General features: G+C 39.8%; 23 protein-coding genes. 12 read left to right on the forward strand and 11 right to left on the reverse strand.

Annotated elements, in window-relative coordinates; genetic code table 11:
* The first annotated feature begins 98 nt into the window (after positions 1-98).
* Positions 99-1,850, forward strand: a complete 1,752-nt coding sequence (gene recD / locus ABLC00_RS01970; RefSeq protein ID WP_006580962.1) for an exodeoxyribonuclease V subunit alpha — start codon at positions 99-101, stop codon at positions 1,848-1,850.
* Between the two features lie 717 nt (positions 1,851-2,567).
* Here recD and ABLC00_RS01975 read toward each other — a convergent pair.
* Positions 2,568-3,866 (reverse strand): EstA family serine hydrolase, encoded by a 1,299-nt coding sequence (locus ABLC00_RS01975; RefSeq protein ID WP_033846390.1) that lies wholly within the window; start codon positions 3,864-3,866, stop codon positions 2,568-2,570.
* Between the two features lie 212 nt (positions 3,867-4,078).
* Here ABLC00_RS01975 and rpsO point away from each other — a divergent pair, with 212 nt between their 5' ends.
* The 3 genes from rpsO (at position 4,079) to ABLC00_RS01990 (ending at position 7,989) form a co-directional block, all read left to right on the forward strand.
* A complete protein-coding gene (gene rpsO / locus ABLC00_RS01980; RefSeq protein WP_001229357.1) occupies positions 4,079-4,348 on the forward strand; it encodes a 30S ribosomal protein S15 in 270 nt (89 codons plus the stop codon).
* A gap of 257 nt (positions 4,349-4,605) precedes the next feature.
* The gene (gene pnp, locus ABLC00_RS01985) at positions 4,606-6,693 is read left to right on the forward strand and encodes a polyribonucleotide nucleotidyltransferase (RefSeq protein WP_170318156.1); all 2,088 of its coding nucleotides are present in this window, start codon (positions 4,606-4,608) and stop codon (positions 6,691-6,693) included.
* An 84-nt stretch (positions 6,694-6,777) separates the two neighbouring features.
* Complete coding sequence (locus ABLC00_RS01990) at positions 6,778-7,989, forward strand: magnesium transporter CorA family protein (protein WP_004710786.1); 1,212 nt, start codon at positions 6,778-6,780, stop codon at positions 7,987-7,989.
* Positions 7,990-8,220: 231 nt separating this feature from the next.
* On the opposite strand, the gene ABLC00_RS01995 is transcribed toward ABLC00_RS01990, so the two are convergent.
* The 6 genes from ABLC00_RS01995 to ABLC00_RS02020 all read right to left on the reverse strand — a co-directional run bounded on the left by ABLC00_RS01995 (position 8,221) and on the right by ABLC00_RS02020 (position 15,605).
* Entirely contained in the window at positions 8,221-8,550 is a 330-nt protein-coding gene (locus ABLC00_RS01995; RefSeq protein WP_000207459.1) for a chaperone modulator CbpM, read from the reverse strand.
* Positions 8,551-8,561: 11 nt separating this feature from the next.
* Positions 8,562-9,521 carry a DnaJ C-terminal domain-containing protein gene (locus ABLC00_RS02000; RefSeq protein ID WP_033846391.1) on the reverse strand — a complete coding sequence of 320 codons (960 nt, stop codon included), beginning with the start codon at positions 9,519-9,521 and terminating at the stop codon, positions 8,562-8,564.
* A gap of 149 nt (positions 9,522-9,670) precedes the next feature.
* Positions 9,671-10,282, reverse strand: coding sequence for a LysE family translocator (locus ABLC00_RS02005; protein ID WP_004883506.1), 612 nt, complete (start codon positions 10,280-10,282; stop codon positions 9,671-9,673).
* A gap of 136 nt (positions 10,283-10,418) precedes the next feature.
* Positions 10,419-11,294 (reverse strand): Hsp33 family molecular chaperone HslO, encoded by an 876-nt coding sequence (locus ABLC00_RS02010; RefSeq protein ID WP_033846392.1) that lies wholly within the window; start codon positions 11,292-11,294, stop codon positions 10,419-10,421.
* A gap of 165 nt (positions 11,295-11,459) precedes the next feature.
* Positions 11,460-13,301, reverse strand: a complete 1,842-nt coding sequence (locus tag ABLC00_RS02015; RefSeq protein ID WP_033846393.1) for a monovalent cation:proton antiporter-2 (CPA2) family protein — start codon at positions 13,299-13,301, stop codon at positions 11,460-11,462.
* Between the two features lie 75 nt (positions 13,302-13,376).
* Positions 13,377-15,605 carry a primosomal protein N' gene (locus ABLC00_RS02020; RefSeq protein WP_033846394.1) on the reverse strand — a complete coding sequence of 743 codons (2,229 nt, stop codon included), beginning with the start codon at positions 15,603-15,605 and terminating at the stop codon, positions 13,377-13,379.
* 148 nt (positions 15,606-15,753) lie between these two features.
* Here ABLC00_RS02020 and gspF point away from each other — a divergent pair, with 148 nt between their 5' ends.
* The 3 genes from gspF (at position 15,754) to ABLC00_RS02035 (ending at position 18,108) form a co-directional block, all read left to right on the forward strand.
* Positions 15,754-16,959: a type II secretion system inner membrane protein GspF gene (gene gspF, locus ABLC00_RS02025; RefSeq protein WP_004699003.1), complete on the forward strand. Its 1,206-nt coding sequence runs from the start codon at positions 15,754-15,756 to the stop codon at positions 16,957-16,959.
* A 23-nt stretch (positions 16,960-16,982) separates the two neighbouring features.
* The gene (gene gspG / locus ABLC00_RS02030) at positions 16,983-17,498 is read left to right on the forward strand and encodes a type II secretion system major pseudopilin GspG (RefSeq protein WP_004710774.1); all 516 of its coding nucleotides are present in this window, start codon (positions 16,983-16,985) and stop codon (positions 17,496-17,498) included.
* Between the two features lie 265 nt (positions 17,499-17,763).
* Positions 17,764-18,108, forward strand: a complete 345-nt coding sequence (locus tag ABLC00_RS02035) for a hypothetical protein (protein ID WP_006580970.1) — start codon at positions 17,764-17,766, stop codon at positions 18,106-18,108.
* A 60-nt stretch (positions 18,109-18,168) separates the two neighbouring features.
* On the opposite strand, the gene ABLC00_RS02040 is transcribed toward ABLC00_RS02035, so the two are convergent.
* Positions 18,169-18,429, reverse strand: coding sequence for a DUF2798 domain-containing protein (locus tag ABLC00_RS02040; protein ID WP_004710772.1), 261 nt, complete (start codon positions 18,427-18,429; stop codon positions 18,169-18,171).
* 240 nt (positions 18,430-18,669) lie between these two features.
* Between ABLC00_RS02040 and ABLC00_RS02045 the strand changes: the two genes are divergently transcribed.
* The gene (locus ABLC00_RS02045; RefSeq protein ID WP_002156976.1) at positions 18,670-19,008 is read left to right on the forward strand and encodes a tRNA-binding protein; all 339 of its coding nucleotides are present in this window, start codon (positions 18,670-18,672) and stop codon (positions 19,006-19,008) included.
* Position 19,009: 1 nt separating this feature from the next.
* On the opposite strand, the gene lnt is transcribed toward ABLC00_RS02045, so the two are convergent.
* Together lnt and ABLC00_RS02055 are read right to left on the reverse strand one after the other, a co-directional pair.
* Entirely contained in the window at positions 19,010-20,569 is a 1,560-nt protein-coding gene (gene lnt / locus ABLC00_RS02050) for an apolipoprotein N-acyltransferase (protein ID WP_033846395.1), read from the reverse strand.
* Positions 20,566-21,405, reverse strand: coding sequence for an HlyC/CorC family transporter (locus ABLC00_RS02055; protein WP_002156911.1), 840 nt, complete (start codon positions 21,403-21,405; stop codon positions 20,566-20,568). Before ABLC00_RS02055 ends, lnt begins: the two co-directional genes overlap by 4 nt.
* A 184-nt stretch (positions 21,406-21,589) precedes the next feature.
* Between ABLC00_RS02055 and tusA the strand changes: the two genes are divergently transcribed.
* Positions 21,590-21,847 (forward strand): sulfurtransferase TusA, encoded by a 258-nt coding sequence (tusA, locus tag ABLC00_RS02060; protein ID WP_002053527.1) that lies wholly within the window; start codon positions 21,590-21,592, stop codon positions 21,845-21,847.
* Positions 21,848-21,980: 133 nt separating this feature from the next.
* Positions 21,981-22,361: a hypothetical protein gene (locus tag ABLC00_RS02065; RefSeq protein ID WP_004710769.1), complete on the forward strand. Its 381-nt coding sequence runs from the start codon at positions 21,981-21,983 to the stop codon at positions 22,359-22,361.
* 43 nt (positions 22,362-22,404) lie between these two features.
* Here ABLC00_RS02065 and ABLC00_RS02070 read toward each other — a convergent pair whose 3' ends face one another.
* The gene (locus tag ABLC00_RS02070; RefSeq protein ID WP_033846396.1) at positions 22,405-24,117 is read right to left on the reverse strand and encodes an electron transfer flavoprotein-ubiquinone oxidoreductase; all 1,713 of its coding nucleotides are present in this window, start codon (positions 24,115-24,117) and stop codon (positions 22,405-22,407) included.
* A 184-nt stretch (positions 24,118-24,301) separates the two neighbouring features.
* On the opposite strand from ABLC00_RS02070, the gene ABLC00_RS02075 reads away from it, so the two are divergent.
* A complete protein-coding gene (locus tag ABLC00_RS02075; RefSeq protein ID WP_002053462.1) occupies positions 24,302-24,913 on the forward strand; it encodes a DUF1285 domain-containing protein in 612 nt (203 codons plus the stop codon).
* 48 nt (positions 24,914-24,961) lie between these two features.
* Positions 24,962-25,828 carry a glutamate racemase gene (gene murI / locus ABLC00_RS02080; RefSeq protein ID WP_000125351.1) on the forward strand — a complete coding sequence of 289 codons (867 nt, stop codon included), beginning with the start codon at positions 24,962-24,964 and terminating at the stop codon, positions 25,826-25,828.
* The last annotated feature ends 50 nt before the right edge of the window (positions 25,829-25,878 follow it).

Here is a 25,878-nt window from a genome sequence, read left to right on the forward strand (position 1 = left end):
TAAATGATCTAATTTTAGAATTAACAAATACTTGGGGTGTGGATAAGCCTGTCTATAACCATGTGGACAAGCGTGTGGAAAACTAGGTGGATAAGTGTGTGGACAATCTAAATAGCCCTGAACAAAGCGATTTAAGCTGGTTAATGACTTGGAGTACCTTTCTAAATCAAGCCCCGTTTACTGCACAGACACAAGCTCCAGAGGCAGCTTATTTTTTGCAGCAGCTGATTGAAGCGAGCTTGCAGGGTGACAGTTGTATTGAGATTAGCCCAGAGCAAATAGAAACACTTGGCCAACTGGTGATATCTGCTGAACAAGCAAAGTCTCAAGTTGCCCCTTGTGTCCACGACGGGCAGGGGTTGGCATTATACCGATATTGGAACCTAGAGCAACGTCTAGCTGAGCAAATTCGCCGATTAAAGCAACAACCAATTCAACCTGTTTCATGTGAAGAGCATTTAGACTTACTCACTGATCCTCATCAGCAAGCTGCTTTGCAAATGGTGACTCGGCAGAGCTTAAGTATTATTACAGGTGGACCGGGTACAGGTAAGACCTATACGCTCGCTCGTATTATTGCTGTGCTTAGTCAGGCAATTCCGCATATTCGTGTGGCGATGGCTGCTCCGACGGGTAAAGCTGCACAACGTATGCAAGAAGCCTTACAAAACTCGTTTAATGATCCCAAACTGCTTGAGTCGGGATTAATAAGTGATGAGCTAAGAAACCAAAGTACCCAAACTATCCATCGGTTATTAGGTATGGGGCATAGTCAAACTCCACGGTTTAATCAAAAACAGCCGTTGCCTTATGACGTTATTGTGGTGGATGAAGCCTCTATGCTGGATTTAAATCTGGCAACGTTATTATTTGAAGCTGTTCCTGAGTCGTGTCGAATTATTTTATTAGGTGATGCCAACCAGCTTGCTTCTGTAGATGTTGGAGCAGTACTTGCAGATTTACAGCAAATAGAGGCTTTATCTGAAAACCGTGTTCACCTTCAAACCAGCCGTCGTTTTGCAGAAGGTGCTTTGATTGGTCAGGTTGCTCGATTTATTCAAATGCAAACTAGTCAAATCAACCATGAGCAAGTTTTACAACAATTTGAAATTGATATTGTTCAGGTTTCAGAATTACGCTCAATTCCTTTAGAAGCTGATATGCCCGATGTAGTTCAGCTTGAATATTTACCTGAAGGATCATTTACAGAGCTGGAAGCTTACTATCAAAAATTGATGGTGGGCTTTCAAGGCTATGTGCAAAGCCTAAAAGCTTATTTACAAGATGATCGATCACTTGAGCATATTGAAAATATCGTTAAGTCATTCGATGACTACCGTATTTTAACGGCAGTTCGTCATGGGCCATTTGGCTTGCAGCAACTTAATCAATATGCCGAACGCTGGTTACAACAACAGCTAGGTATTGTGACTTTAGGAGGATGGTATGTAGGCCGTCCGGTCATGATGACTTATAACGATTACCAGCTTGGTATTTCAAATGGTGACATTGGTTTATGTTTTGAACATAGAACCCAGCCGCAACAGTTTGAAGTCTATTTCCCAAGTTTAAATAAGTGGGTTGCTGCAAACCGATTACCTAAAAGTATTCAAAGTGCATTTGCTTTAACCATTCACAAATCGCAAGGGTCTGAATTTACACATACTGCTGTTGTTCTCGATCAGGCCGCTAAGAATTTGTTAAGCCAAGAGTTAATTTACACTGCGATTACACGAGCGAAAAAAGTGGTCAGTCTGTTGGTTCATCCAGAGGCTTTATTGCAATCTTTTACAGTTCGTACGACCAGAAAAAGCGGTTTAGTTGAAAAAGTTAATCGGTTAGTTCGTTAAGGCAAACTTAATATTTTTGCCCTTGTAAGAAAAAGCTTACATGGATTCGAGATATTTGCTGCTAGAGAACATACCCTGTTTTTGAGATTATAAACGCACAACGAGCTTGGCAAGGAATGTCGGGCAAAATCGCACAATAATAACAACTTAAGTCGAGAGACTGCGAACTTACAATGAAGTAGGTGAATAAAGAGGAAACTTACAGCCGCTAAGCCTTGTAGTTTTGGGAGAGACTACAGGGCTTTTTTATATTTTGAGTTTTTATCACGTTAAATAAATTAAATAACCCCTTGTTTGCGTCGTGCTATTTCTTATTCTGATTATCAATAATTTAACTCAAGCATATTAATATATTTATTTGTAATATGATTCTTAAATGGGCATTTTTCGCGTGAATTGTTAAGTTAAATGTTATACAGAACCGTACGTTATTTAGCTGTTACAGATAAACGCTAAATATTAGACAGACCTGTACGTTTTCGCTTACATGATGATAAGAAAAATACTACTTTTCTTCATAATTGGATATGACAAAATACATCACATAAGGAAATAGAAATAAAAACAACGGAAGTGAGTAAAACGAGAAGAAGGATGTGGAAAGCATCTCACACATAACAATAAGAACAGCGATAAACACGATAAACAAGAACTACAGCGCCAAAAACCCAAGCAGAAATGCTTGGGTTTTTTATTTTAGCGCTAAGTTATTACGATTTAGACTAGATCTGTTTCATGTGAATCGCTACCAAACAATGAGCGACGCTGATCTCTAGGAATTCGTGGGCATTGGCTAGAAATTTGATAGAGCAAGTTGGCTAGAGCCGGAAGGTGAGTGCCTACTACGGACTTTCCAGTGGTTAACAGTGAAACGCTAATATCTCGCTCTGGGTCGGCCCAACATAAAATATTAGAAAAGCCGAGATGACCAAAAGCTTGTCCAGTCATTGGACCAAATAAACCTACTGGATTGCTACCGAGCATGGGACCTAGTGCATAACGCATAGGTATTAATAAGGTTCGGTCAATGTTAACTCCTGTGGTCGGTAGAGTTGCTCTAAAAATTGTTTTCTCACTTAAAATTTGTTTGCCTTGGTAACTTCCTCCACTTAAAAGCATTTCAAAGAAGCGTCCAGCTTGTTCGGCACTGGTATAAATGTTGCCAGCAGGGCAGATGGTATCCATAAAGCGGCTATCATTAGTGACATCTACAGCGAGTTGTAAGCCGCCACCTAGTACATGATTTAAATAATGATCTGTTCCTAAGCGAGGATGTAAACCTGTTGCACAATTGAGTGCAACTTTGGAGCGATACTCTGGCTTCAAACCATAGTTGAAATAAGGCATGTCCATAGGCTTCTCGATGGTCTCATGCACAAATTGGCGAAGGTCTTGTCCTGTGACTCGCTCAATAATTTCACCTAAAATATAACCTGCCGTTACTGCATGATAGGCGAGGTGATTTCCTGCTGGAGAAACAGGTCTTGCTGCATATAGGCGCTTTAAAATTTCATCTTTATCAAAAAGCAGTTCAGGAGTGACTTCTCCATCAACATAAGGAATGCCTCCCCGATGTGCTAACAAATGAAAGATGGTCGCACGGCGCTTCCCATTTACACCATATTCAGGAATGTAATAACTGACGGGGTCAAGTAAGTTGATTTCACCTTTTTCATCTAAAAGATGAATCAACATAGCAGTAATCATTTTGGATGCTGAAAATAAGCAAACAGGAGTATCCGGCGTTGCGATGAGGGCATTATTTTGCAAACCTTCTGGAGAGTTCCCTTGAGCATAGCCAATGCTTCGATTTAATAAAATTTTCCCTTGTCTACGTAAACAAAAAGTAATGAGCGGATAGTTCCCGGTTTTATAGAGCGACTCAATACTCTTCCAGATCTTTTGAACCTGACGTTCATTCATTCCACCTTGTTCAGCAGGTACCTCATCTTTGTGATGAATGACCGATCCAATATCGTCTGGTACTGGACAGGTGTTGGTCGAAAATATTTTCACACGTCCCTCGCGTTTCTTTCTTTTTATTGACGGTCAAGTGTGCAGGGTTCGGATGCGTATGTCAGTGTCTAAAATGACAGGTAACTGAAAACAATTTTGCAATCCATATATAGATACCTTAAAATAGGCAACTTGCTGTAGTGATGCACGGCAGTCAGTTGCGCTCAACTGATTCATATCATTTTATTTTTTAAGCATCTCGGAGAAATCGAATGGCTTTAACTAATGCAGACCGCGCAGAGATCATTGCTAAATTTGCTCGCGCTGAAAACGACACTGGTTCACCAGAAGTACAAGTAGCTTTATTGACTGCTCAAATCAATGATTTACAAGGTCACTTTAAAGCTCACAAACACGACCACCATAGCCGTCGCGGTTTGATCCGTATGGTTAACCAACGTCGTAAATTACTTGACTACTTAAATGGTAAAGACCACGAGCGTTACACTGCTTTGATCGGTGCTTTAGGTCTACGTCGTTAATTCGATTTTGCTTTGTTTTCGGTTTATCGCATGTTGCTATGCTTTGTTTCTGGAAAGAAAGTTTCGCCTAATCAACTGTTAGGCGATTTATAGAAGGGGCGCTTGTGCGCTCCTTCTTTGCGTTTAATATTATTTAAAATTTTTGGTCTAGTGTGATGGCTTCTAAGCTTTGTCATTTATCTACCAATAGTTGTAGTCTGAATGCCAAACCTTAGGGGTCTCACTAGAATAAAATTAGGAAAATACAATACATGTCAATGTTTAACATCGTTCGTAAAGAATTCCAGTTCGGTCAACATCAAGTCGTTTTAGAAACGGGTCGCGTTGCACGTCAAGCAAATACAGTTTTAATTACAATGGGCGGCGTAACTGTTTTAGTTGCAGTTGTTGCTCAATCTAAAGCAAAAGCGGGTCAAGACTTTTTCCCGTTAACAGTTAACTATCAAGAAAAACAATATGCAGCTGGTCGTATCCCTGGTGGTTACGGTAAGCGTGAAGGTCGTGCTTCTGAAGCTGAAACTTTAATTTCACGTCTTATTGACCGTCCAATTCGTCCATTGTTCCCAGAAGGTTACTTCAACGAAATTCAAGTAACAGCAACAGTTGTTTCTTCTGACAAAACTATGGAAGCTGATATTGCTGCAATGTTAGGTACTTCTGCTGCATTAGCAATTGCAGGTACACCATTCCGTGGCCCAATCGGTGCAGCTCGTGTTGGTTTAATTAACGGCGAATATGTTTTAAACCCGAATTTTGAACAAATGGCTCAGTCTGACCTTGACCTTGTAGTTGCTGGTACAGAAGCGGCTGTATTAATGGTTGAATCTGAAGCAAAAGAACTTTCAGAAGACCAAATGCTTGGTGCAGTGCTTTTCGGTCATGACGAAATGCAAATCGCGATTCAAGCAATTAAAGAATTTGCTGCTGCTGCCGGTGCAGTGGAATCAACTTGGGTTGCTCCAGCTAAAAATGAAACACTTCGTGAGCAATTAAAAGCAGCTTTCGAAGCTAAAATTTCTGAAGCGTATACGATTGCGGTTAAACAAGATCGTTATGCAGCATTAGATGCACTTTATGCAGAAGCTGTAGCTCAGTTTGTTCCTGAAAATGACGAAACTGGTCTTGCTGACGAAGTAAACGAATTATTTGAAGACCTTAAATACCGTACAGTACGTGACAACATCTTGTCAGGTAAGCCACGTATTGATGGTCGTGATACTAAAACTGTTCGTGCAATCGACGTTCAAGTTGGCGTATTAGACCGTGCACATGGTTCTGCATTATTTACACGTGGTGAAACTCAGGCGTTAGTAACAACAACTTTAGGTAATACTCGTGATGCGTTAATGGTTGATACGCTTTCTGGTACTAAAACTGATAACTTCATGTTGCACTACAACTTCCCTGCATACTCTGTAGGTGAAACAGGTCGTGAGTCTGGTCCTAAGCGTCGTGAAATTGGTCATGGTCGTTTAGCACGTCGTGGTGTTCAAGCTGTTCTTCCTGCTGCTGACCGCTTCCCATACGTTATTCGTATTGTATCTGACATTACTGAATCTAACGGTTCATCTTCAATGGCTTCTGTATGTGGTGCGTCATTATCTCTTATGGATGCAGGTGTTCCACTTAAAGCACCAGTTGCGGGTATCGCAATGGGCTTAGTGAAAGAAGGCGATCGTTTTGCGGTACTTTCAGACATCTTAGGTGACGAAGACCACCTTGGTGACATGGACTTTAAAGTAGCAGGTTCTGCAAACGGTATTACTGCACTTCAAATGGACATCAAGATCGAAGGTATTACTGAAGAAATTATGGAAGTTGCGTTAAACCAAGCATTTGCTGGTCGTATGCACATCCTTAATGAAATGAATAAAGTAATTTCACGCGCTCGTCCTGAAATTTCAATGCATGCTCCAACATTCGAAGTAATTACAATTAATCCGGACAAGATTCGTGATGTAATTGGTAAAGGTGGTGCAACAATCCGCCAAATTACTGAAGAAACTAAAGCTGCTATTGATATTGAAGATAACGGTACAGTTCGCGTATTTGGTGAAACTAAAGCTGCTGCTAAAGCTGCAATTGCAAAAATCCAAGCGATTACTGCTGAAGTTGAACCAGGTAAAATCTACGACGGTAAAGTTATCCGTATTGTAGAATTTGGTGCATTCGTAAACATTATGCCAGGTACTGATGGTCTTCTTCATATTTCGCAAATCTCTAATGAGCGTATTGCGAACGTAACTGATGTTCTTAAAGAAGGTCAGGAAGTGAAAGTACAAGTTGCTGATGTTGACAACCGTGGTCGTATCAAATTGACTATGAAAGATATTGAGCAAGCATAATTGCTTAACTCACTAAAAAAGTCCGCTTGATGCGGGCTTTTTTTATGGCATGATGCAAGTAACACACAAATAGATCGACGTGGTATGCAGGTTTATTATTTTTATCGTCATCAAAAGGATGGCTATGTTTTTTTGAGCCGAGAAAAGCACACTGAACATGTTCTGGAATTTTTCTGGATTGATAGTGTGAGATCTGACGTTGTTAATCATAATGAAGAGTGGCAACAAAAAATTCAGCAGCTTTCAGATGTCGCAATTAATGAATTTCATATGCGAGATATTGCCAATATCGAGCACCCCTGTGCCTTTGATACGCTTGAAGAATATGACCTGCTCATTTTCAAAAAGCTTGTTACACCTGATGATGAAATTAAAAATGGAGAAACACATGAGAGTGTGTTTGGCTTAGCTACCACGCCAATTAGTTTTATTTTTACCCCTAAAGTTCTGATTAGTGTACGTGAGCAGGGCAACAAGTCGATTGAAAATTATATTCAGCGTCTTGAAAATATTTTATGTAAAACCTTAGAAGAACAAAATAAAACCCGTAAGTTGCCTAATTCACCTGTAGATTTGTGTTTGCGTCTGCTCAATAGCATGGTGGATGGTTATCTTGATATTCGTTCGCCTTTAACCAGACGAGTCGAGCATTGGCAACAACAACTATTACAGGGCAATCGTCGTTTTAAACAATGGCATCAACTGTTTCATGAAAACATGGCCTTTCAGCAGGTCGAAAACTTGTGTGAAGAACAAATCGAAACTCTACAAGAGTTTCGGGATGAAATTGTAGAAAATTATCATCATGTGATTGGTGAGCGTACGCATAGTTCACAAGATCTTTTATTAGTTCGTTTGAATGATTTAATGAGTCATGTCGAGCGTATTCAAAAACATACTTTACGTTTACGGAGTGCGATTCAATCGGCAATAGATTTGCATTTCTCAGCGATTGCAAACCAGACCAATGAAAATATGCGTATTCTTGCCATTATTACCGCTGTGTTTGCACCACTTACGCTTTTAACTGGTATTTACGGAATGAACTTTGAGTTTATTCCGGGGCTTAAGTCGCCAGTGGGTTTCTGGATTATGCTCGGTGTCATGTTGCTCAGTACAGTTTTATTGTTGTACTACTTCTATAGACAGCATTTAGTGGGGCGTGGTGAGAAAAGCGTTATTGATTTATTGGCTCAGCAGCACCGCCAAGAGCGTATGAATTTGTTCTGGTTTTTGGAATATGAACCGATTAAGCAGACTTTGAAGGAAGTGGAGAAGATTACTCGGTTGAAGTAATAGGAATTTTCAAAGATCATTAAAGTTGATTTGTTAGTACTGCCTCAAATATATGGATTAATTAGATATTTTTTGTATAGGCATATCCTTACTTTTGACTGGGCAAAAGTAACAAAAACCCCTTTATTGGACTGACGGTACATCCATGTTACCGCAGTCCAAAAGGCGGCATCCATGCCGCCCATCACGTTAGTTCATACCTACTTTAAAGATTATTTAGAAGAAAAAATCTTAATGGAAATGCTTCAACTGTTTTCTAAGTTGTTGCACTTCATCAATCAAATCTAACATCACCGCAACTGCTGCCAAACTTGCATCAAAGTCACGTTGCAAACGATAGGCTTTACGAGCGCGAATAACATCTTCACCCATGAACTGATGTTTTTCAGGTGGAGTATCAATCGCTAAAATATCGTACTCAATGAGCTGGAGAATCCAGTCTGGGCTTTGACCACAGGCTTGAGCAAATTGTTGCAGATCAAATGTACATTGTTCATCAACGACTTCAGCACTAAAGGTGTGGCCGTCACATACAATTTCTCGATAATGGATGGTTGTCATGATCTTGCTCCCTAATGAGATGAACGAGGTTCGAATGAAGCAAAGGCTTCTGCCAATTGCTGATAGGCTTCTTTTTCTTTTTCAGAATGCGCAGGTGGGAATACAATATTTAAAATTAAATAAAGATGGCCTGGCGTTTTATTTGGTATCCCTTTGTCTTTTAAACGTAGCTGTTGTCCTTGTTTTGCATTTTTTGGTAAATTGACATGTAAAGGTCCTGCAGGTGTTTTTACTTCAATACCTTGACCTAATGCGGCCTCCCATGGAGCTACATCTACAGTTAAATATACATCACTGCCTTCTACATGAACACGATCTGTATCTTTATATTGAATCTCGATATAAAGATCGCCGTTGGCACCACCATTGATGCCACTTTGCCCTTGTCCGCTTAGACGAATTTGTTGGCCTTCCTTCATCCCTTTAGGTATTTTCACCTGTAGGGTTTTGCGCTGTACCTCAGGCTCACCATAAACATTCACAGTCGGAATTTGTAAGGTAATCTGTTGTGTTGACCCATGATAGGCAATATCAAGATCGACCTCTATGCTGGCATGTTGATCTTCACCCCGATAACTACGTTGTTGTCTTTGATATTGCTGTTGTCCACCGCCGAAGCCTGCACCAAAACGACCAAATAGGTCTTCAAAACCGCTAAAGTCAGCTTGTTCACCGCCGCCTGTAAAGCCCTGACGATAAAAGCGTGCGCCATCAAATCCACCTTGAGCTGCACCTTGGCCAAAGCCGTTGAAACCTTGTGGGTGGTCTAACATTTGGTCATATTCAGCCTTTTTTTCGGCATTGCTTAAGGTGTCGTAGGCGACGTTAATAGCCTGCATCTTTTCTTCTGCATCTTTTTCTTTGCTGATATCGGGGTGATATTTACGAGCTAATTTGCGATATGCTTTTTTAATTTCATCAGCAGAGGCTTCTCGTTTAACCCCTAATTCTTCATAATAATTTTTGGCCATAATGTTTTATCACGATGGTGTTGTTTATTTCATTATGAAACAATTTTTAAGGCTTTCAATGAGCTAGATTGTATAAGAGTTGTTCTCTTACAAAAATGGGAGACTAGGTGGAAGAGACATAAGTCGATTAGGACTATGCCTCTCATTCTTTATATGAAAGTTTGATATAAACCGTATAGGGCAATTAATAAAAGCAATAGGCCGCATAAGCCGAGTATTTTAGGGTATAAGTGGCTGTTAGAAAGGCGACGGAAGAATACATAAACTAAAGATAGGGTTAAAAAATCTAAAACAATCCATGTCAGTGTAAGAAGGGTCAAACTGAAATTTAGGTTAGGTGAAATAGAGACAAATTGAGGAAAGAAAGCCGAAAAGAAAATAATATCTTTAGGGTTTGAAATACCCACTAAAAAGCCTTTTTTAAAACCACCATTTTGGGCAGAAACGGTTTGTATTGCTTCCGGATGAGGGGCTTGGATGACTTCTTTGAGAATATTAAACCCTAAATAGCCAATATAGAGACAGCCTAAAATACGAATAATATTTAAATAGCTTTCATTAATACCGAGTACTCCTTTAAGTACGAGTACCGAAATAAAAATTAAAACCAGTGAGGCGAGATTTGTACCAAAAATGGTTTCCAGTGCTTTTTTATATCCGCCTTTCAGTCCGGCGCTTGCCACCAAGATCATGACAGGGCCAGGGGTCGCAATCATAATAATGACACTGAAAATAAAGAGAAAATAATCAAAATAATTCATGAAATATAAGCATCTTATTTATTGGGTTATCAAGTAAGCTCATATTAACTGATTTAAAATAACATGCTGAAAATTATCATCAAAAATTATAGATAAATAAAAAGGCGGTTTGACCGCCTTTTTATAAAGTAAGGGATTAACTCAAGTGTTCACCAAATAAACCCAATGCTTCTTCGGCAGTGAATTCATAACGAGTATTACAGAACTGGCAATCCATTTGAATCGGGTTTTGTGCTTCCAATGTTTCATGAACAGCATCAACACCAATTTGAATGAGTGCTTTAGCACAGCGCTCTTTAGAGCAAGTACAGCCAAATTTTAAATGTTCAACCTCTGGCAAGCGTACTTCTTCTTCATTATAGAGACGATACAAAATTTCATTCGCTGAAAGCTCAGTTAGTTCTTCAGGCTTGAGCGTTTCAGTCAGCATGGTTAAACGTGGCCATAAATCTTCATCAACCAGTTTTTGCTCTTCCTCATCATGACGAGGTAATAACTGAATGAGTAAACCACCAGAGCGTTTAGCTGTACTTGCCAATACAATACGAGTTGGAATTTGAGCAGATAAATCATAATACTGCATCAAACAGCCCGCTAAGTTTGTTTGGTCAAGAGGTACGATCCCTTGATAACGCTCACCATGCTCAGGTTCGATGTTAATAAATAAAATTGGATTAACTAAAGCGCCAAGGACTGTACTGCTGTCAGTTGCTTCAATAAAACGTGGATCTGTTTCGTAGTCTGCTAAAGCACGAACTTCACCTAAGTGATTACATTCAGCCATAGCCCATTTGAAAGAGCCGCTAGCCTGGATTTGCAAGCTGATACGGCCTTTGATTTTTAAAGTACTTGCAAGTAATGCAGTCGCGCTCAACATCTCGCCTAATAGAATCTTAACCGCAGGCATGTAGTCGCGTTGAGCTAAAATAGTTTGTAATGCTTCTTCCAGATGAACTACTTCACCGCGAACAGGAAAGTCCTCTATATAAAAGCGTTGGCGTAAATCAGACATAATATTCTCCAGGGCCCTAAGCAGATTATAACAACTTCGGTTTAATCAAGCTTAGGGAATGCAGCGTGGCTGCAAGCAGGACATCGGCAACTCTTGTACCGATTGTCGCAATCATTTAGGCAATGTGAATAAGTCCTTAATATAGCCATTTTGCGAAATCTCAAGTTATTCTTCGTGATCTCGTGTAATGTCGATACGATTTGGTTGTAAATGACGCTTTAAATTCACGTCATGTCTTGATGCGGCTTGCTGTGCATCGCTTTCAAAGAGATGTTCAAGTTCAGCCAGCGCATTACGATGAGTTTCAAAAACCTTTTGTTCATCGGTATAAATGCTTTGCTGCTGAATGAGTAATTTCTCATCATAATCTCGAAAGATTTCGATATTGTTATAGGCTTGTTCATCGGAAATACCAAGTTCGCGTAAAGCGCGATAAGCCATACCTAGTGATGATAAATAGGTTTCACGCCAAATATGTTCAACACCTAAGTCTCTTAATAGATGTACATGGTGTCGGTCACGTGCACGTGCTAGTAACTTTATGTGTGGATAGTTCAATCTTAGATGCCGTGCAACGTTCATAGAGTCTTCGACATCGTCTATTGCGAGAATAAATACTTGGGCTTTTTCGATGCCTGCCGAGCGAAGTAAGTCAGGTTGGGTGACATCGCCATAATAGAGTTTACCGCCGTATCGACGCACAAAGTCCACTTGGTGAAGGTTGTTGTCGATGGCAGTAAAGCCTAAGTGCTGCAAGCGGGCAATACGCGCAATAATTTGTCCAAAGCGACCAAACCCAGCAATGATAATTGGATTATCTTGTTGCGGAATTTCATCATATTCAGGTGGGCGTTCTTTATTAAACAAAGGAATGATTTTAGTTGCCATAATCCAGTAAATCACTGGGGTAAGGACCATCGACAACGTCACAATCAGGGTAACAGGTTCTAATAAAGCATCAGTCAAAACTTTTTCACTTTTGGCGAGGCTTAAAATGACAAATGCAAATTCACCACCTTGCGCTAAACATGTTCCAAGCAGCAGGCTATTGTTCCAACTATATTTTTTATAGCGGGCAATAGCGGTCAACACGAGGGTTTTTATAACGAGTAAGCCTATCGCTCCGCCAATAATGAGCCAAGGCATTTCAATAAATAAAGACAGTTGTGTGGTCATGCCCACAGTCATAAAGAACAAACCAAGTAATAGCCCTTTAAACGGAGCAATACTTGCTTCAAGTTCATGACGAAATTCTGAGTCGGCTAAAAGCACCCCAGTAAGAAAAGCGCCTAGTGTCGTGCTAATTCCTAAAGTATCCATAAGTAGCACAACAGCAAGAATAATAAATAACCCCACTGCGGTAATCAGTTCGGTCGCACCACTTTTTGCGACAAAACGAAAAAATGGACGCATCACATAACGACTAAATAGGAATAGTCCACTAAATGTTGCGATGATGGCAGCAAAATAAGCAATACCATGATGGGTAGATTCGGTTCCTGCCAAGAGGGGAATGACTGCTAGTAAAGGTATTGCTGCAATATCTTGGAACAGTAAAATTGAAAATGATTGCTGGCCATAAGTCGTATTGAGCTGTTGTTTTTCAGACAGAAGCTGTAATACAAAAGCCGTAGAAGATAGCGCAAGCGCAAAACCAATCACAAAGCTCGAAGTGAGGTGTTGTTGAAATAGCAAGAATATGGTGAGCATGAGAATTATGCCCGTAATCACCACTTGCAAACTTCCCATCACGAAAATAGAGTCACGCATTTCCCATAAGCGCTGTGGACGTAACTCTAAGCCAATCAGGAACATAAGTAAGATGACCCCAAACTCAGCCAATTCCATAATGGCTTCAGGGTCATGGGCAATATTTAAAACACTTGGGCCAAGAAGTATGCCCGTAAATAAATAACCTAAAACTGTTGCAATCCCTAAGCGTTTACCCAAAGGGACTAAAATCAGAGAAGCTCCAAGAAAAATAGTTGCTTGCAGTAGGAATGACATTCATTACCCCGAATGTATTGATCTTTTTAAGTGTAAAGCCAAAAAGGTTTCTTCACACCATGATATTCAAGTCATCTAACTAAATTCTTGCGGGTCAACATCAATAGAGAGTCTGAGTTGATGCTGTCTTTGCGCATGGACCAACTGAGCCCACCATTGTCTTAAGTAAAAATGCAGACGAGCGCGGTCAGCAGACAAAATCACCATATGGGCGCGGTAACGTCCCGCTTTACGTTCCATTGGTGCGGGAATTGGCCCCCAAATATCAACAATACCACCTGCAATTTGGCGAAGTTGCTCGGCAGCTTCATTTAAAAAATGTAAAGTATAGTCACGATCTTTTGACTCAGCACGAATTAAAACTGCATAACGATAAGGCGGCAGTAAAGCAACTTTACGTTCAGCCAATGTTTGCTTTGCGACTGCCCGATAATCTTTTTCAATAAGCGTGGTTAATAAAGGGTGATCTGGCCTTAAAGTCTGTAAATAAACATGGCCTTTATGTTCTCCACGACCTGCACGACCAGCCACTTGTACAATCAATTGAGCAGTACGCTCTGGCGCTCGAATATCGACACTCAATAAACCTGCATCAATATCTAAAATAGCAACCAAGGTCACATGTGGAAAATGGTGACCTTTTGCCAACATTTGCGTACCAAGCAAAATCGAAGGTTTATTTTGCTGAATGCGATCATAAATTTTTTGCCAGCTACCTACTCGGCTGGTGCTGTCACGATCGACCCGAATCACATCATGATCTGGAAATAATTCTTGTAAATGCTCTTCAACCTTGGCTGTGCCAGCACCTAAAGTTTTGAGGCTCTTTTGCTGACATTCAGGGCAGTGATCTGGCAAGCGATGAACTGTGCCGCAGTGATGGCAATGTAAGTAAGAGTAGGGCTGAGTGTGCAACGTAAAATGCGCATCACAATGCGGACAATTCGCTTGCCAACCACAACTTTCACAGACCAGAACAGGTGCATAACCACGTCGGTTTAAAAAAATTAAAACCTGTTCTTTTCTTGCTAAGGTATTTTTAATCTGTTCGATTAAAGGCTGACTAATACCATGTTGTTTTTTGACAATTTTAAGATCAATCAAATGCATTTTTGGTAAAAGTGCATGGCCTGCACGTTGGTTCAGCTGAAGTGCAGTTAACTTGCCAGTTTCGACTAAGTGATAGCTATCAATGCTTGGGGTTGCCGAACCTAAAAGAACAGGACAGCCTTGTAAATGTCCGCGGTAAAGCGCGACATCACGCGCATGGTAACGAAAGCCTTCTTGCTGTTTATAAGACAGGTCATGTTCTTCATCTAAAATGATAAGGCCCAAACGTGGCAGCGGCGTATAAATGGCTGAACGCGTCCCTAAAATAATAGAGGCCTTTCCAGTCTGTGCCTGTTGCCATGCTTGTAAGCGTTTAGAGTCATTTAAGCCCGAATGTAATAAAGCAATGTCGCAGTTAAAACGAGACTTAAAGCGCGAAATGGTTTGAGGGGTTAAACCAATTTCAGGAACTAACACCAATACTTGCTTACCTTGTTTTAGCACTTCATGCATGATGTGCAGGTAAACTTCAGTTTTACCACTTCCCGTTAAACCATCTAACAAAAACGCTTGATATTGATGCTGTGCATTAATGACGTGCTGAGTTGCTTTCTTTTGGTCTTCATTGAGCGTGAGTGGCATTTGAGCCAATTGTACGGGTGCTGGGCTAAAGTCATGTGGCTCAAGCGTACAGTCTACCAGTCCTTTCTTTTGAAGTGCTTTAAGTGTCGCAGTTTCTACACCACTCAAATTAAGAATATTTTCTGTAGTTCCGGCAGGGTGTAATTTTAAAATTTGATAAGCGTCTTGTTGTTTGATTGAGCGTTTTAGCAGAGCTTCAACATTGTCACATGGAATGATTTTCCATAAATGAAATAACACATCCATGGGTTTACCCTGACGTAATAACGCAGGTAAAGCAGTTTGCATGACCTCACCAATCGGAAATTGGTAATATTGTGCTGACCATGTCAATAAATTTAAAACTTGTTCATCTAAAATAGGCTCATCATCTAAAAGTTCAGAAATGGCTTTAAGCTGAAAGTTACCTGTAAATGATTCTTGTGGGTCAACTTTTTCAGTAATGATACCAATCAGGTTTTGCCGTCCAAATGAAATTGCGACGCGTGAACCTATTTGAGCCCGTTCATATTGTGCTTTGGTGAGTGTATAGTCAAAAGTGTCGTACAGATGCACAGGTACGGCAACACGCACACGATAAACAACTGAATCAGGCTTTGGCGTTATGGTCATAGAGGCTCATTTCGTCAATTTTAAAAAACGGCATAGCGTCGTGAAGAGGACTTGGGTATTCTACACAGGCTATAGAATGAATATGAATGATTGCGTAGCATAGATGCAACAGCAGCGACTATTATTTTTGGAAAATTAGAACATTACCATGCCTGCATATCAATTTACTGCTATTGATGCTTCAGGGAAGCAGCAAAAGGGGGTGCTTGAAGGAGACTCAGCACGTCAGATTCGCCAACAATTACGCGATAAAGCATGGACTCCGATTAGCGTTGACCCTGTTGAGCAAAAAGATAAGCATCAAAGCCACGGGCTATTCCAGAAAAAGTTTAGTGCTTATGATTTAGCACTGATGACCAGACAACTCTCCGTTTTGGTCGCTGCTGCAATTCCTTTAGAAGAAGCTTTACGCGCCGTGAGCAGACAAAGTGAAAAAGCACATGTGCAAAATCTTTTACTCTCGGTTCGTTCAAGAGTATTAGAAGGGCATTCACTTGCGCAAGGCATGCAACAGTCAGGTCGTTTTCCTGACCTTTATATTGCAACGGTTGCAGCAGGTGAGCGTTCAGGTCATTTAGATCTTATTTTAGATCAGCTATCAGACTACACTGAGAACCGTTTTGCCATGCAAAAGAAAGTTCAAGGTGCCATGATTTACCCAATCATTTTAATGCTGATGTCATTTGGTATTGTGATGGGATTAATGACCTATGTGGTTCCAGAGATTGTAAAAACCTTCGATCAAAGCAAAGATGCCTTACCATGGATTACAGTCGCTTTAATGAAAGCGAGTGATTTTATTCGCCATGCGTGGGTCTTTATCATCCTTTTTGCTGTGATAGGCGTTGTTGCCTTTGTGCGGTTTTTAAAAACAACGGCTGGTCATTATGCTTTTGATCGCTTAACACTCAAATTGCCATTATTCGGTAAACTGTCTCGTGGTATTAATGCTGCACGCTTTGCCAGTACTTTATCTATTTTGACTCGTTCGGGTGTGCCGTTGGTGGATGCTCTAAAAATTGGTGCTGCTGTGACCAATAACTGGGTCATCCGTGACTCTATTGCCCATGCTGCTGAGCGTGTTACCGAAGGTGGTAACTTGGGTACGCAATTGGAGCGCAGTGGTTATTTCCCACCAATGATGGTACAAATGATTCGAAGTGGTGAGGCATCAGGTGAGCTTGACCGTATGCTGGAACGTGCATCAACTATGCAAGACCGTGAGGTGACGACATTTATTTCAACCTTATTGGCATTACTTGAACCGCTTATGCTGGTATTAATGGCAAGCATTGTGTTGGTTATTGTAATTGCGGTTATGCTGCCAATCGTAAATATGAACAATATGATTTAATAACTTTGATATTAGAGATAATGATGAAGATGGTCATGAAACAAAAAGAGCACGTTAAGGATGCTCAAAAAACCTCAAGCGTAGCTTTCGGACTTTCAGCACGTTCGAGCGGTGCTCGAATGAAACGTGCCTCAGGCTTTACCCTTATTGAAGTCATGGTCGTGATTGTTATTTTAGGTGTGTTGGCGGCTTTAATTGTGCCGAACGTCATGGGGCGTAGTGAAAAAGCTAAAATCGATACCACTCAAATTACCTTGAAGGGGGTAGCGGGTGCTTTAGATCAGTACAAGCTCGATAACGGACATTTCCCAACTATGCAAGAAGGTGGACTAGATGCACTTATTAATCAACCTGCTACAGCAAAAAACTGGATGCCAGGTGGTTATGTGAAAGGTGGTTATCCTAAAGACAGTTGGAAAAATGATATTCAATATGTCATTCCTGGAAAAGACGGTCATCCTTTTGACTTATATTCATTTGGTGCAGACGGTAAAGAAGGTGGTGAAGGTAACGATGCCGATATTTACTACCAGCCTTAATTAAAATGTAAGAGAGATTATCGATTCGGTTAATAAGATGAAACGATAATCCGAATTGATAATCTTTCTTAATCACAAAAATATAATAACTAATTGAAAATAAGGTAAAAAAGTTAATATCTAATTTTGAGATTTAAAATAAGAATTATTCCCATATTTAATAGTTACAAGAAAGTTAAAATATGAGAGAAAATAAGCTATATATTTAAATAAAAGCTTTGCATAATAAATAAAAACCACTTTATAAAACTATGGGAGAGATTAAATGAAAGCATTTCTCGTACTTGATGAACTGAATCAGTTTCATTGGGCGATGCTTAAGTCTGTCCTATTGATTTTAGCATTATTACCAATTTCTGAAGTTTCATTAAAACTATGGCTGAGTACAGAAGGTAGCAGCCAAATCATGATTGGTTTCTTCGCATTAAGTATTGTCAGTGCATGGTTAATGGTGAGCTTTTTCACTGCATTAAAAGCAAGCATATGGCAAGCGAAACAAATATCATCTAAATATGAGCAATTAGTTTTTAAAGCTTATCGCTATGTACCAATGGTTTTTTTATCAAGTCTAGTTGCCTATTTATCTTTGCAGTTATCTATCGCTTTTTAATACTGATAGCTAACTTCATTTTTGAAAAAGACGTAGATATTAAATCTACGTCTTTTTTGTTTAAGCAGGCTGTACCAATAGTGTCGTGATTTTACGGACGATCGGTAAGACTAAAAGTAATGTTGGAAAAGCGATTATCCAAGAAATTGCCCATGCCGACATCCATACATATAGAGAAAATTCTTCTAATCCCAAACTTCGTAATGTACTAATCATTGAAACCACAAAAGTCATAATGATCGATAAAAGAAAGGGTAAAACGATAGAGGTATAGCGATTTGGAAGTTTTCTAAAACTAGATAAAGATTTTGAGTTTTTCATTTTAACTCCGTAAACCAACAAACGCCCGTGCCATTCAAAATATAAAAATATTTTGAATAAATAGCTCCAAGCATTGTTGGAGGTATGTTGGCACGTTGATTGACGTAAACGTTTACGGCTTTTGAGTCAGCAGATTTAATTTAACATGAATTTTGAGAGCTGAAAATAAAAAGAGGGTGTTTCTTTATTTGTACATATTATATGCTTCAAATCAGATATTTAAGAATATGAGAAAAGTAAATGGAACAAATCGAGTGGAATGATTTTTTAAAAGTAGAGCTTCGTGTAGGTAAAATTATTCAAGCTGAGGTTTTTGAAAAGGCGCGTAAACCTGCTTATATTCTGCATGTAGATTTTGGTGAAGAATTGGGTGTACGTAAATCGAGTGCCCAGATTACTAAACTTTATCAACCGCAGGACTTGATTGATAAATTAGTGGTTGCTGTCGTGAATTTCCCTAAAAAACAAATTGGTCCTATTCAGTCAGAATGCTTAGTGACAGGGTTTCATAACGCAGATGGGGATGTTGCACTTTGTATCCCAGAGTTTGAAGTTCCTCTGGGTACAAAGCTATTATAACTTAGCGACGTGATTTATAAGACACATCAACTTTACGTGGACGATAGATCCAACCTAAAACCAACAGTAATACTGCAAATCCTAAAATTGGATAATCACCTAAACGGTTATAGAGAGTTTGGCCTTGCATAGCCGGTAAATCACCTCTCAAGACAAACTCTTTATCAATCGGTGCTTGTTCAGTGATATGACCATTTTGATCAATAAATGCTGTTACACCTGTGTTGGTTGCACGAATAAACCAGCGACCATTTTCTTTCGCGCGCATTTGTACCATTTGTAAATGTTGCCATGGGCCAGCAGTACCTGTAAACCAAGCATCATTAGATACAGTCACCAAGAAGTCGCTATCTTCTGCATTACGTCGTGTCAGGTTTGGATATGCCACTTCATAACAAATTGCAGCAGCAAGCGCATGCCCTTTAATTAAGAGTGGTTTCTGGTTGCTCTCACCACGTGTAAATCCGCTCATGCTAATATCATTTTGCATGGCTGGTAATACCCAAGAGAGTAAACCTGAAAGCGGAATATATTCACCAAACGGCACAAGACGCTGCTTTTTATAAAGGCCGCTTGAATCGCTGCCAGACGCCATAATACTGTTGTAATACAGAGGACTGCCGACTTGATGTGATTTTGCAACATCCCAATAAGGAATACCGGTTACCCAAGCAGTATGGTTCTTTTTCGCTTGTGCATCCATGGCATCCAAAAACGGTTCAATGTCGGTTTGGAAGAGTGGAATTGAAGACTCAGGCCATACAATGAGGTCACGGCCCCATTCAGATTGAGTTAAACCTGCATAAATTTCTAATGTTCTAACTTGATACTCGGTTAGCCATTTTAAATCTTGTGGAATGTTACCTTGAATAAGCGAAACGCTCAGTGGTTTAGCCGCTTTAGGTTGTACAAACTGAATATATGATGCTCCCCATGCACCTAAAACTAATAGGGCAGAAGGAATAACCCAGAAAATACGCTTACGCAGAACTTCAACTAAAGCACATGCTAGTACAATTGCCACGAAAGAAATTGCATAAATACCAAATAGCGGTGCATAGCCATCAAGTAAACGTTCGGTAAAAGCGTACCCTACAAATAGCCATGGGAAACCTGTAAACACCCAAGTTTTAGCCCACTCAAAAACAATCCAGAGAGGGGCGAAAGTCAGCGGTGTTTCAGGGAAGAAGCGTCGATAAACCCAAGTTTGAAATGCTGTAAATAACCCCATCACAAGAGCCATAACAGCAATCATACATACGCTTAAAAAGGCATTGGTATCGCCATATACATGGATAGATGTATAGAGCCAGAAAGCCCCTACAAACCATAAACCAAAACCATAACTCCAGCCAATCGCAAATGCTTGTTTAGCTGAGCGTTTATGCAATGTCGCATAGAGTAGGGCAGGAGACAAAATTGCCAGCCACCACCAATAATAAGGTGCCAGTGCAAAACTGAACAAGGCACCTGAAAATAAAGCAATGAGCAATGGAAAAATTAAAGGAAGCTGTTTTTGTTGTTGCGAAGAATCTAACAGCTTTTCAAAGTATGCTCTCATTGACGTACAGCTCGAATCAGATGAATAGTGCGGGCATCTGCTTCAACAATCGTAAATAACCATTTTCCAAGTTCAACTGTCTGACCTTGTAAATCACTGACTAGACCAATTTCTTGAAGCAATAAACCGCCGACAGTTTCTACTTCATCGTCAGAAAAATCAGCATCTAAAACAGTGTTGAAGTGTTCAATTGGTGTAAGTGCCTGCACCATCCATGCATTCGCTACAGTATGGTCGTTATCTGGAACAATGTACTGTGCATCTTCATCAGCAGTATCATGTTCGTCTTCAATTTCACCAACAATCTCTTCAAGAATATCTTCAAGCGTAACAAGACCAGCCGTAGAGCCATATTCATCAATGACAATTGCGATATGGGTTTGGGTATGTTTGAGCATACGAAGAACTTGATCTGAACGTGCGCTTTCAGGCACAAATAATGGCTGGCGCATAAGCGAGCCAATATCTAATTTGGTATTCGGTTCAGTCAAAAATGGCAGTAAATCTTTTGCCAATAAAATACCGACGACGTTATCGGGTTGGTCAGCTGAGAAAACTGGAAAACGTGAGTGAGCAGACTCAACCAATACGTGAAGAATATCAAGTAACTGATCATCTTCTTGCATACTGATCATTGCTGTTCGTGGCGTCATGACTTCACGAATTTTTGTAGCAGGAAGGTCAAGAACACCTTCAAGCATGGCAACAGTATCAGGTTCTAAAAAACGACGTGAATTTTGGACTAGTTTTAATAATTCATCTCGGGTTTCGGGCGCTGTACCTAACCACTTTCGTAAGCCTCGCATTCCCCACGACGGACTCGGTTCCTCTTGCATGATCTTTCCTAAAGACTCAATGTATCAAATGAATACATTGATCATACCGAAGAAAAGGCCCTTATGCATCTATAAAACAAAGTAAAAGACAAAACACATATTGTTATGTAAACACCAGTTACAGTTCATAAGTCAGTGATCAGTTTATGCTAAAATGTGAAAATTCTATTTGTTCGAGTTTGTTATGTCAGAACAACCTATTTCACCTACTGTACAACTCAATACGCGTGGTTTACGTTGTCCGGAACCTGTCATGATGTTGCATCAAGCCATTCGTAAATCTAAGTCTGGAGATGTGGTTGAGGTCTTCGCAACAGACAATTCGACTTCGTGGGATATTCCTAAATTTTGTATGCATTTAGGTCACGAGTTACTTTTGCAAGAAGAACGCTTAGATGAAAATGGTCATAAAGAATTTCATTATCTGGTGAAAAAGGGTTAATAGAATAAATAAGGCTTCTAATGAATAGTGTTGGGAGCCATTAAATATTTAAATTATTTTAAAATGATAATTTTTTTACAAATAAGAATCATTATATAATCAATAAAATTAAGTATATAAATGGCATATAAAAATGAAAGATTATTTTCTAAAACGAAGCTTATTTATTTTCCTTTGGTTCGCATGTCTTGCTGGTTTGTTAAGTATAAAAGTTTCTTGGTTAACTGAGACTATGGCTACAATAATTTTATTCACTTTTATAATTCTCGGTTCAATTATATTAGGTTATAGAAATACATCTTTTGCTCCAGAATCAAAAATTAATAATAGCCTCATCTTACATACAGGATTCATGGGATTTATGCTAATGATTGATTTATTGTTTGGAAAATCAGCTTGGTATATTGATCTAGCACGGAATTTTGGTTTTCTTAGCTTATTTTTATTAGGCACATTTATTTTCTATAAAAAGAATTTTAATCTAAAAGTATCAAAAATACCGCCTTTTCAATAAGTGGATACTAATAAAAAAGCCCCGATTATTCGGGGCTTTTTTATTACATATTAGGGTAATTCGGACCACCGCCGCCTTCAGGCGTTACCCATGTAATGTTTTGAGATGGGTCTTTAATATCACAAGTCTTACAGTGAACACAGTTTGCTGCGTTAATCTGGAAGCGTTTAGAACCATCATCATTTTCCATGATTTCATAAACACCAGCAGGGCAGTAGCGCTGAGCAGGCTCATCCCATTTTGGTAAGTTCACATTCACTGGAATTGAAGGATCAGTAAGCTTCAAGTGAGCTGGCTGATTTTCTTCATGTACAGTGTTTGAGATAAACACCGAAGACAAACGATCAAATGTAAGCTTGCCATCTGGTTTTGGATAGTTTGGCTTAAAGCTCGTTGTATCAACAGTTTTCAATGCAGCGAAGTCTTGTTTCAAATCATGCAAAGTGAATGGAACTTTAAAGACGTTCTGGTCGATAAAGTTAAATGCACCACCAATCCATTGACCAAATTTATGCATTGCTGGGCCAAAGTTACGAGAGTTATAAAGCTCTTCTTTTAACCAGCTGTTGTTAAATTTGTCAGTGTATGAAGTTAATTCTTTAACGAATAAATCTTCACCTTCAGTAACACGAGCAATCGCAAGGTCACCGCCTTTTTCTACACCAGCAGCAATCGCTTCAAATACAGCTTCACCACATAACATGCCTGATTTCATGGCAGTGTGTGAGCCTTTGATTTTTGCAAAGTTTAAGAAGCCTGCATCATCACCAATTAAGCAACCACCTGGGAAAGTCAATTTAGGCAATGAGTTGAAACCGCCTTTCACTACAGCACGTGCGCCGTAAGAAATACGCTTACCACCTTCTAAATACTGTTTAATAAGTGGGTGAGTTTTCCAGCGCTGCATTTCCATAAATGGATACATGTGTGGATTTTCATAAGACAAGTCCACAATCATACCCAAAGTCACTTGGTTGTTTTCAGCATGATATAACCACCAACCACCAGACGAACCAGTTTCAGATAATGGCCAACCTGCACCGTGCATCACTAAGCCCGGCTTATGTTTTGCTGGGTCAATTTCCCAAAGTTCTTTAATCCCGATACCGTAGTGCTGAGGGTCAGCATCTTTATCAAGATTATATTTTGCAATTAGGCGTTTACCTAAGTGACCACGGCAACCTTCAGCAAAGAGGGTGTATTTAGCGTGAAGCTCATAACCCGGAGTAAAGTTATGCGTTGGTTCGCCATCTTTACCAATACCCATGTCGCCAGTTTGAATACCTTTTACAGTACCGTCTTCATGGTAAAGCACTTCAGATGCAGCAAAACCAGGGAAAATAGAAACTTCTAATTCTTCAGCTTTTTGACCTAACCAGCGAACAACGTTACCTAGCGAGATAACATAGTTACCGTCATTGTGCATGGTTTTTGGAACCATCCAGTGAGGTGCTTCTTTAGACGTAGTTTCTGAAAGCAAGAAGAAAGTTTTGTCTTCAGTTACAGGCACGTTAAGAGGCGCACCTTCTTCTTTCCAGTTTGGGAAAAGTTCATTAATAGCACGCGGTTCAAGTACAGCACCAGATAAGATATGCGCACCTACTTCAGAGCCTTTTTCAACTACACAAACTGAAAGATCGGGTAAGTTATTCTCAATCGCTAATTGACGGATCTTAATCGCAGCAGATAGACCTGCAGGTCCTGCACCTACGATGACAACGTCAAACTCCATCGATTCGCGTTCGATGTGTTCCATGTAGGACTCCTCAATACTTAAAGGTGGCAACCGTAATGTCAGATCATCCGGTGCTGCCGTGAGTTTTAATCCATAGGCGCAAATATGCTATTGTGCCTTTTATCGTTTTGGCTAGTATAGTTTTAAACCATGATCTAGCCAATTGGCTGAGTCGTCATATTTTCTCGTCAGCAAGGCATAAACTATGGTAAATCAAAATAATTCCCCATCGGATATGGGAAAAATACCGTTATCTGATGATAAAAACTTAATGAACATTGCACAATACTTAAAAGGTGTACAGCAAAGTCACAAAAGGTCAATCCCACCTTTAGAGCAATGGCATCCAAAGCATTGCGGTAAAATGGATTTAACGGTTAAAGCCAATGGAGAATGGTGGCACGAAGGTCAATTAATCAAGCGCCAAGCCCTATTGGATTTGTTTACCAAAGTCCTATGGAAAGAAGAGGGTAAATTCTACCTGAAAACCCCTGTAGAACAAATTGAAATCGAAGTTGAAGATGAACCTTTATTGGTCAATCAGGTCGATCAGGTTGAAATTTCAGGTGATCAGTTTTTGCAACTGACTACCACCAATCAAGATGTGATTTTAGTTGATGCAGAACACCCGATTTTTATGCGCGAATATGCAGGAGAATTACGCCCATACGTGCATGTCCGATTTGGTATTAATGCGCTTATTCAACGTCAGGCTTTCTATCATCTCGTGAACTACGGAACACTGGTCGAAAATGATAAAGGCGAAACCATTTTGCAGTTAAAAAGTGGTAATTTGCACTTGCAATTAGGCACTTGAGGTTTAAGCTTTATAGAGTGAAATTTTCCGACACTCTCTAGTACTGCCATGACAGCCATACAGCCTTTATTTACCGAATTAGAATCTATGCCTAAAGCATCGGCAGATGCCCCAATTGGTATTTTTGATTCAGGTATTGGAGGTATGTCAGTTGCAGCAGAAATTGCCAGATATTTGCCAAACGAACATATTGTGTATTATGCCGATACAGCCTATGTTCCTTATGGCCCTCGTTCTGATGAAGAAATTAGAGAGCTTACCGCTCGCGCTGTCGACTGGTTATACCGCCAAGGTTGTAAAATTGCAGTCGTGGCATGTAATACTGCCTCAGCATTTAGTCTTGACCATTTACGTGAACATTATGGCGAGCACTTTCCCATTGTTGGTTTAGTACCGGCATTAAAACCTGCCGTATTACAAACCCGTTCTAAAGTAGTTGCAGTATTGGCAACGCCTGCTACTTTTCGTGGGCAACTTATTAAAGATGTCGTTGAAAAATTTGCTGTTCCAGCGGGTGTTAAAGTCATGACTTTAACCAATCTGGAGCTTGTTCCTTGTGTCGAAGCAGGCCAGCAAATGAGTCCTGTTTGTTTGAATGCATTAAAAGAGGTTTTACAGCCTGCAGCCGATCAAGGGGCTGACTATTTAGTGCTCGGTTGTACACATTATCCGTTCTTAAATGAAGCAATTCATCATCTTTTTGATAACCAATTCACACTGGTTGATTCGGGATTGGCAGTTGCCCGACAAACAGCCCGTATTTTAATAAAAAATGAGTTATTATGTGACCAAATACGTCAGAATGTTGCACGTATTGAATGTTATGTAAGTGGTAATAATGCCGAAGCATTGCAACCTGTTTTACAGAATATGATTCCACAAGAATTGACATGGACGCTACACAATCTGAGTTGAGCTCTGTTGTAGGCATTCAGAAGAAAGCGTTTTTTTATATTTATTTTTCT

The sequence above is a fragment of the Acinetobacter nosocomialis genome, from assembly GCF_041021905.1.
Classification (GTDB): domain Bacteria; phylum Pseudomonadota; class Gammaproteobacteria; order Pseudomonadales; family Moraxellaceae; genus Acinetobacter; species Acinetobacter nosocomialis.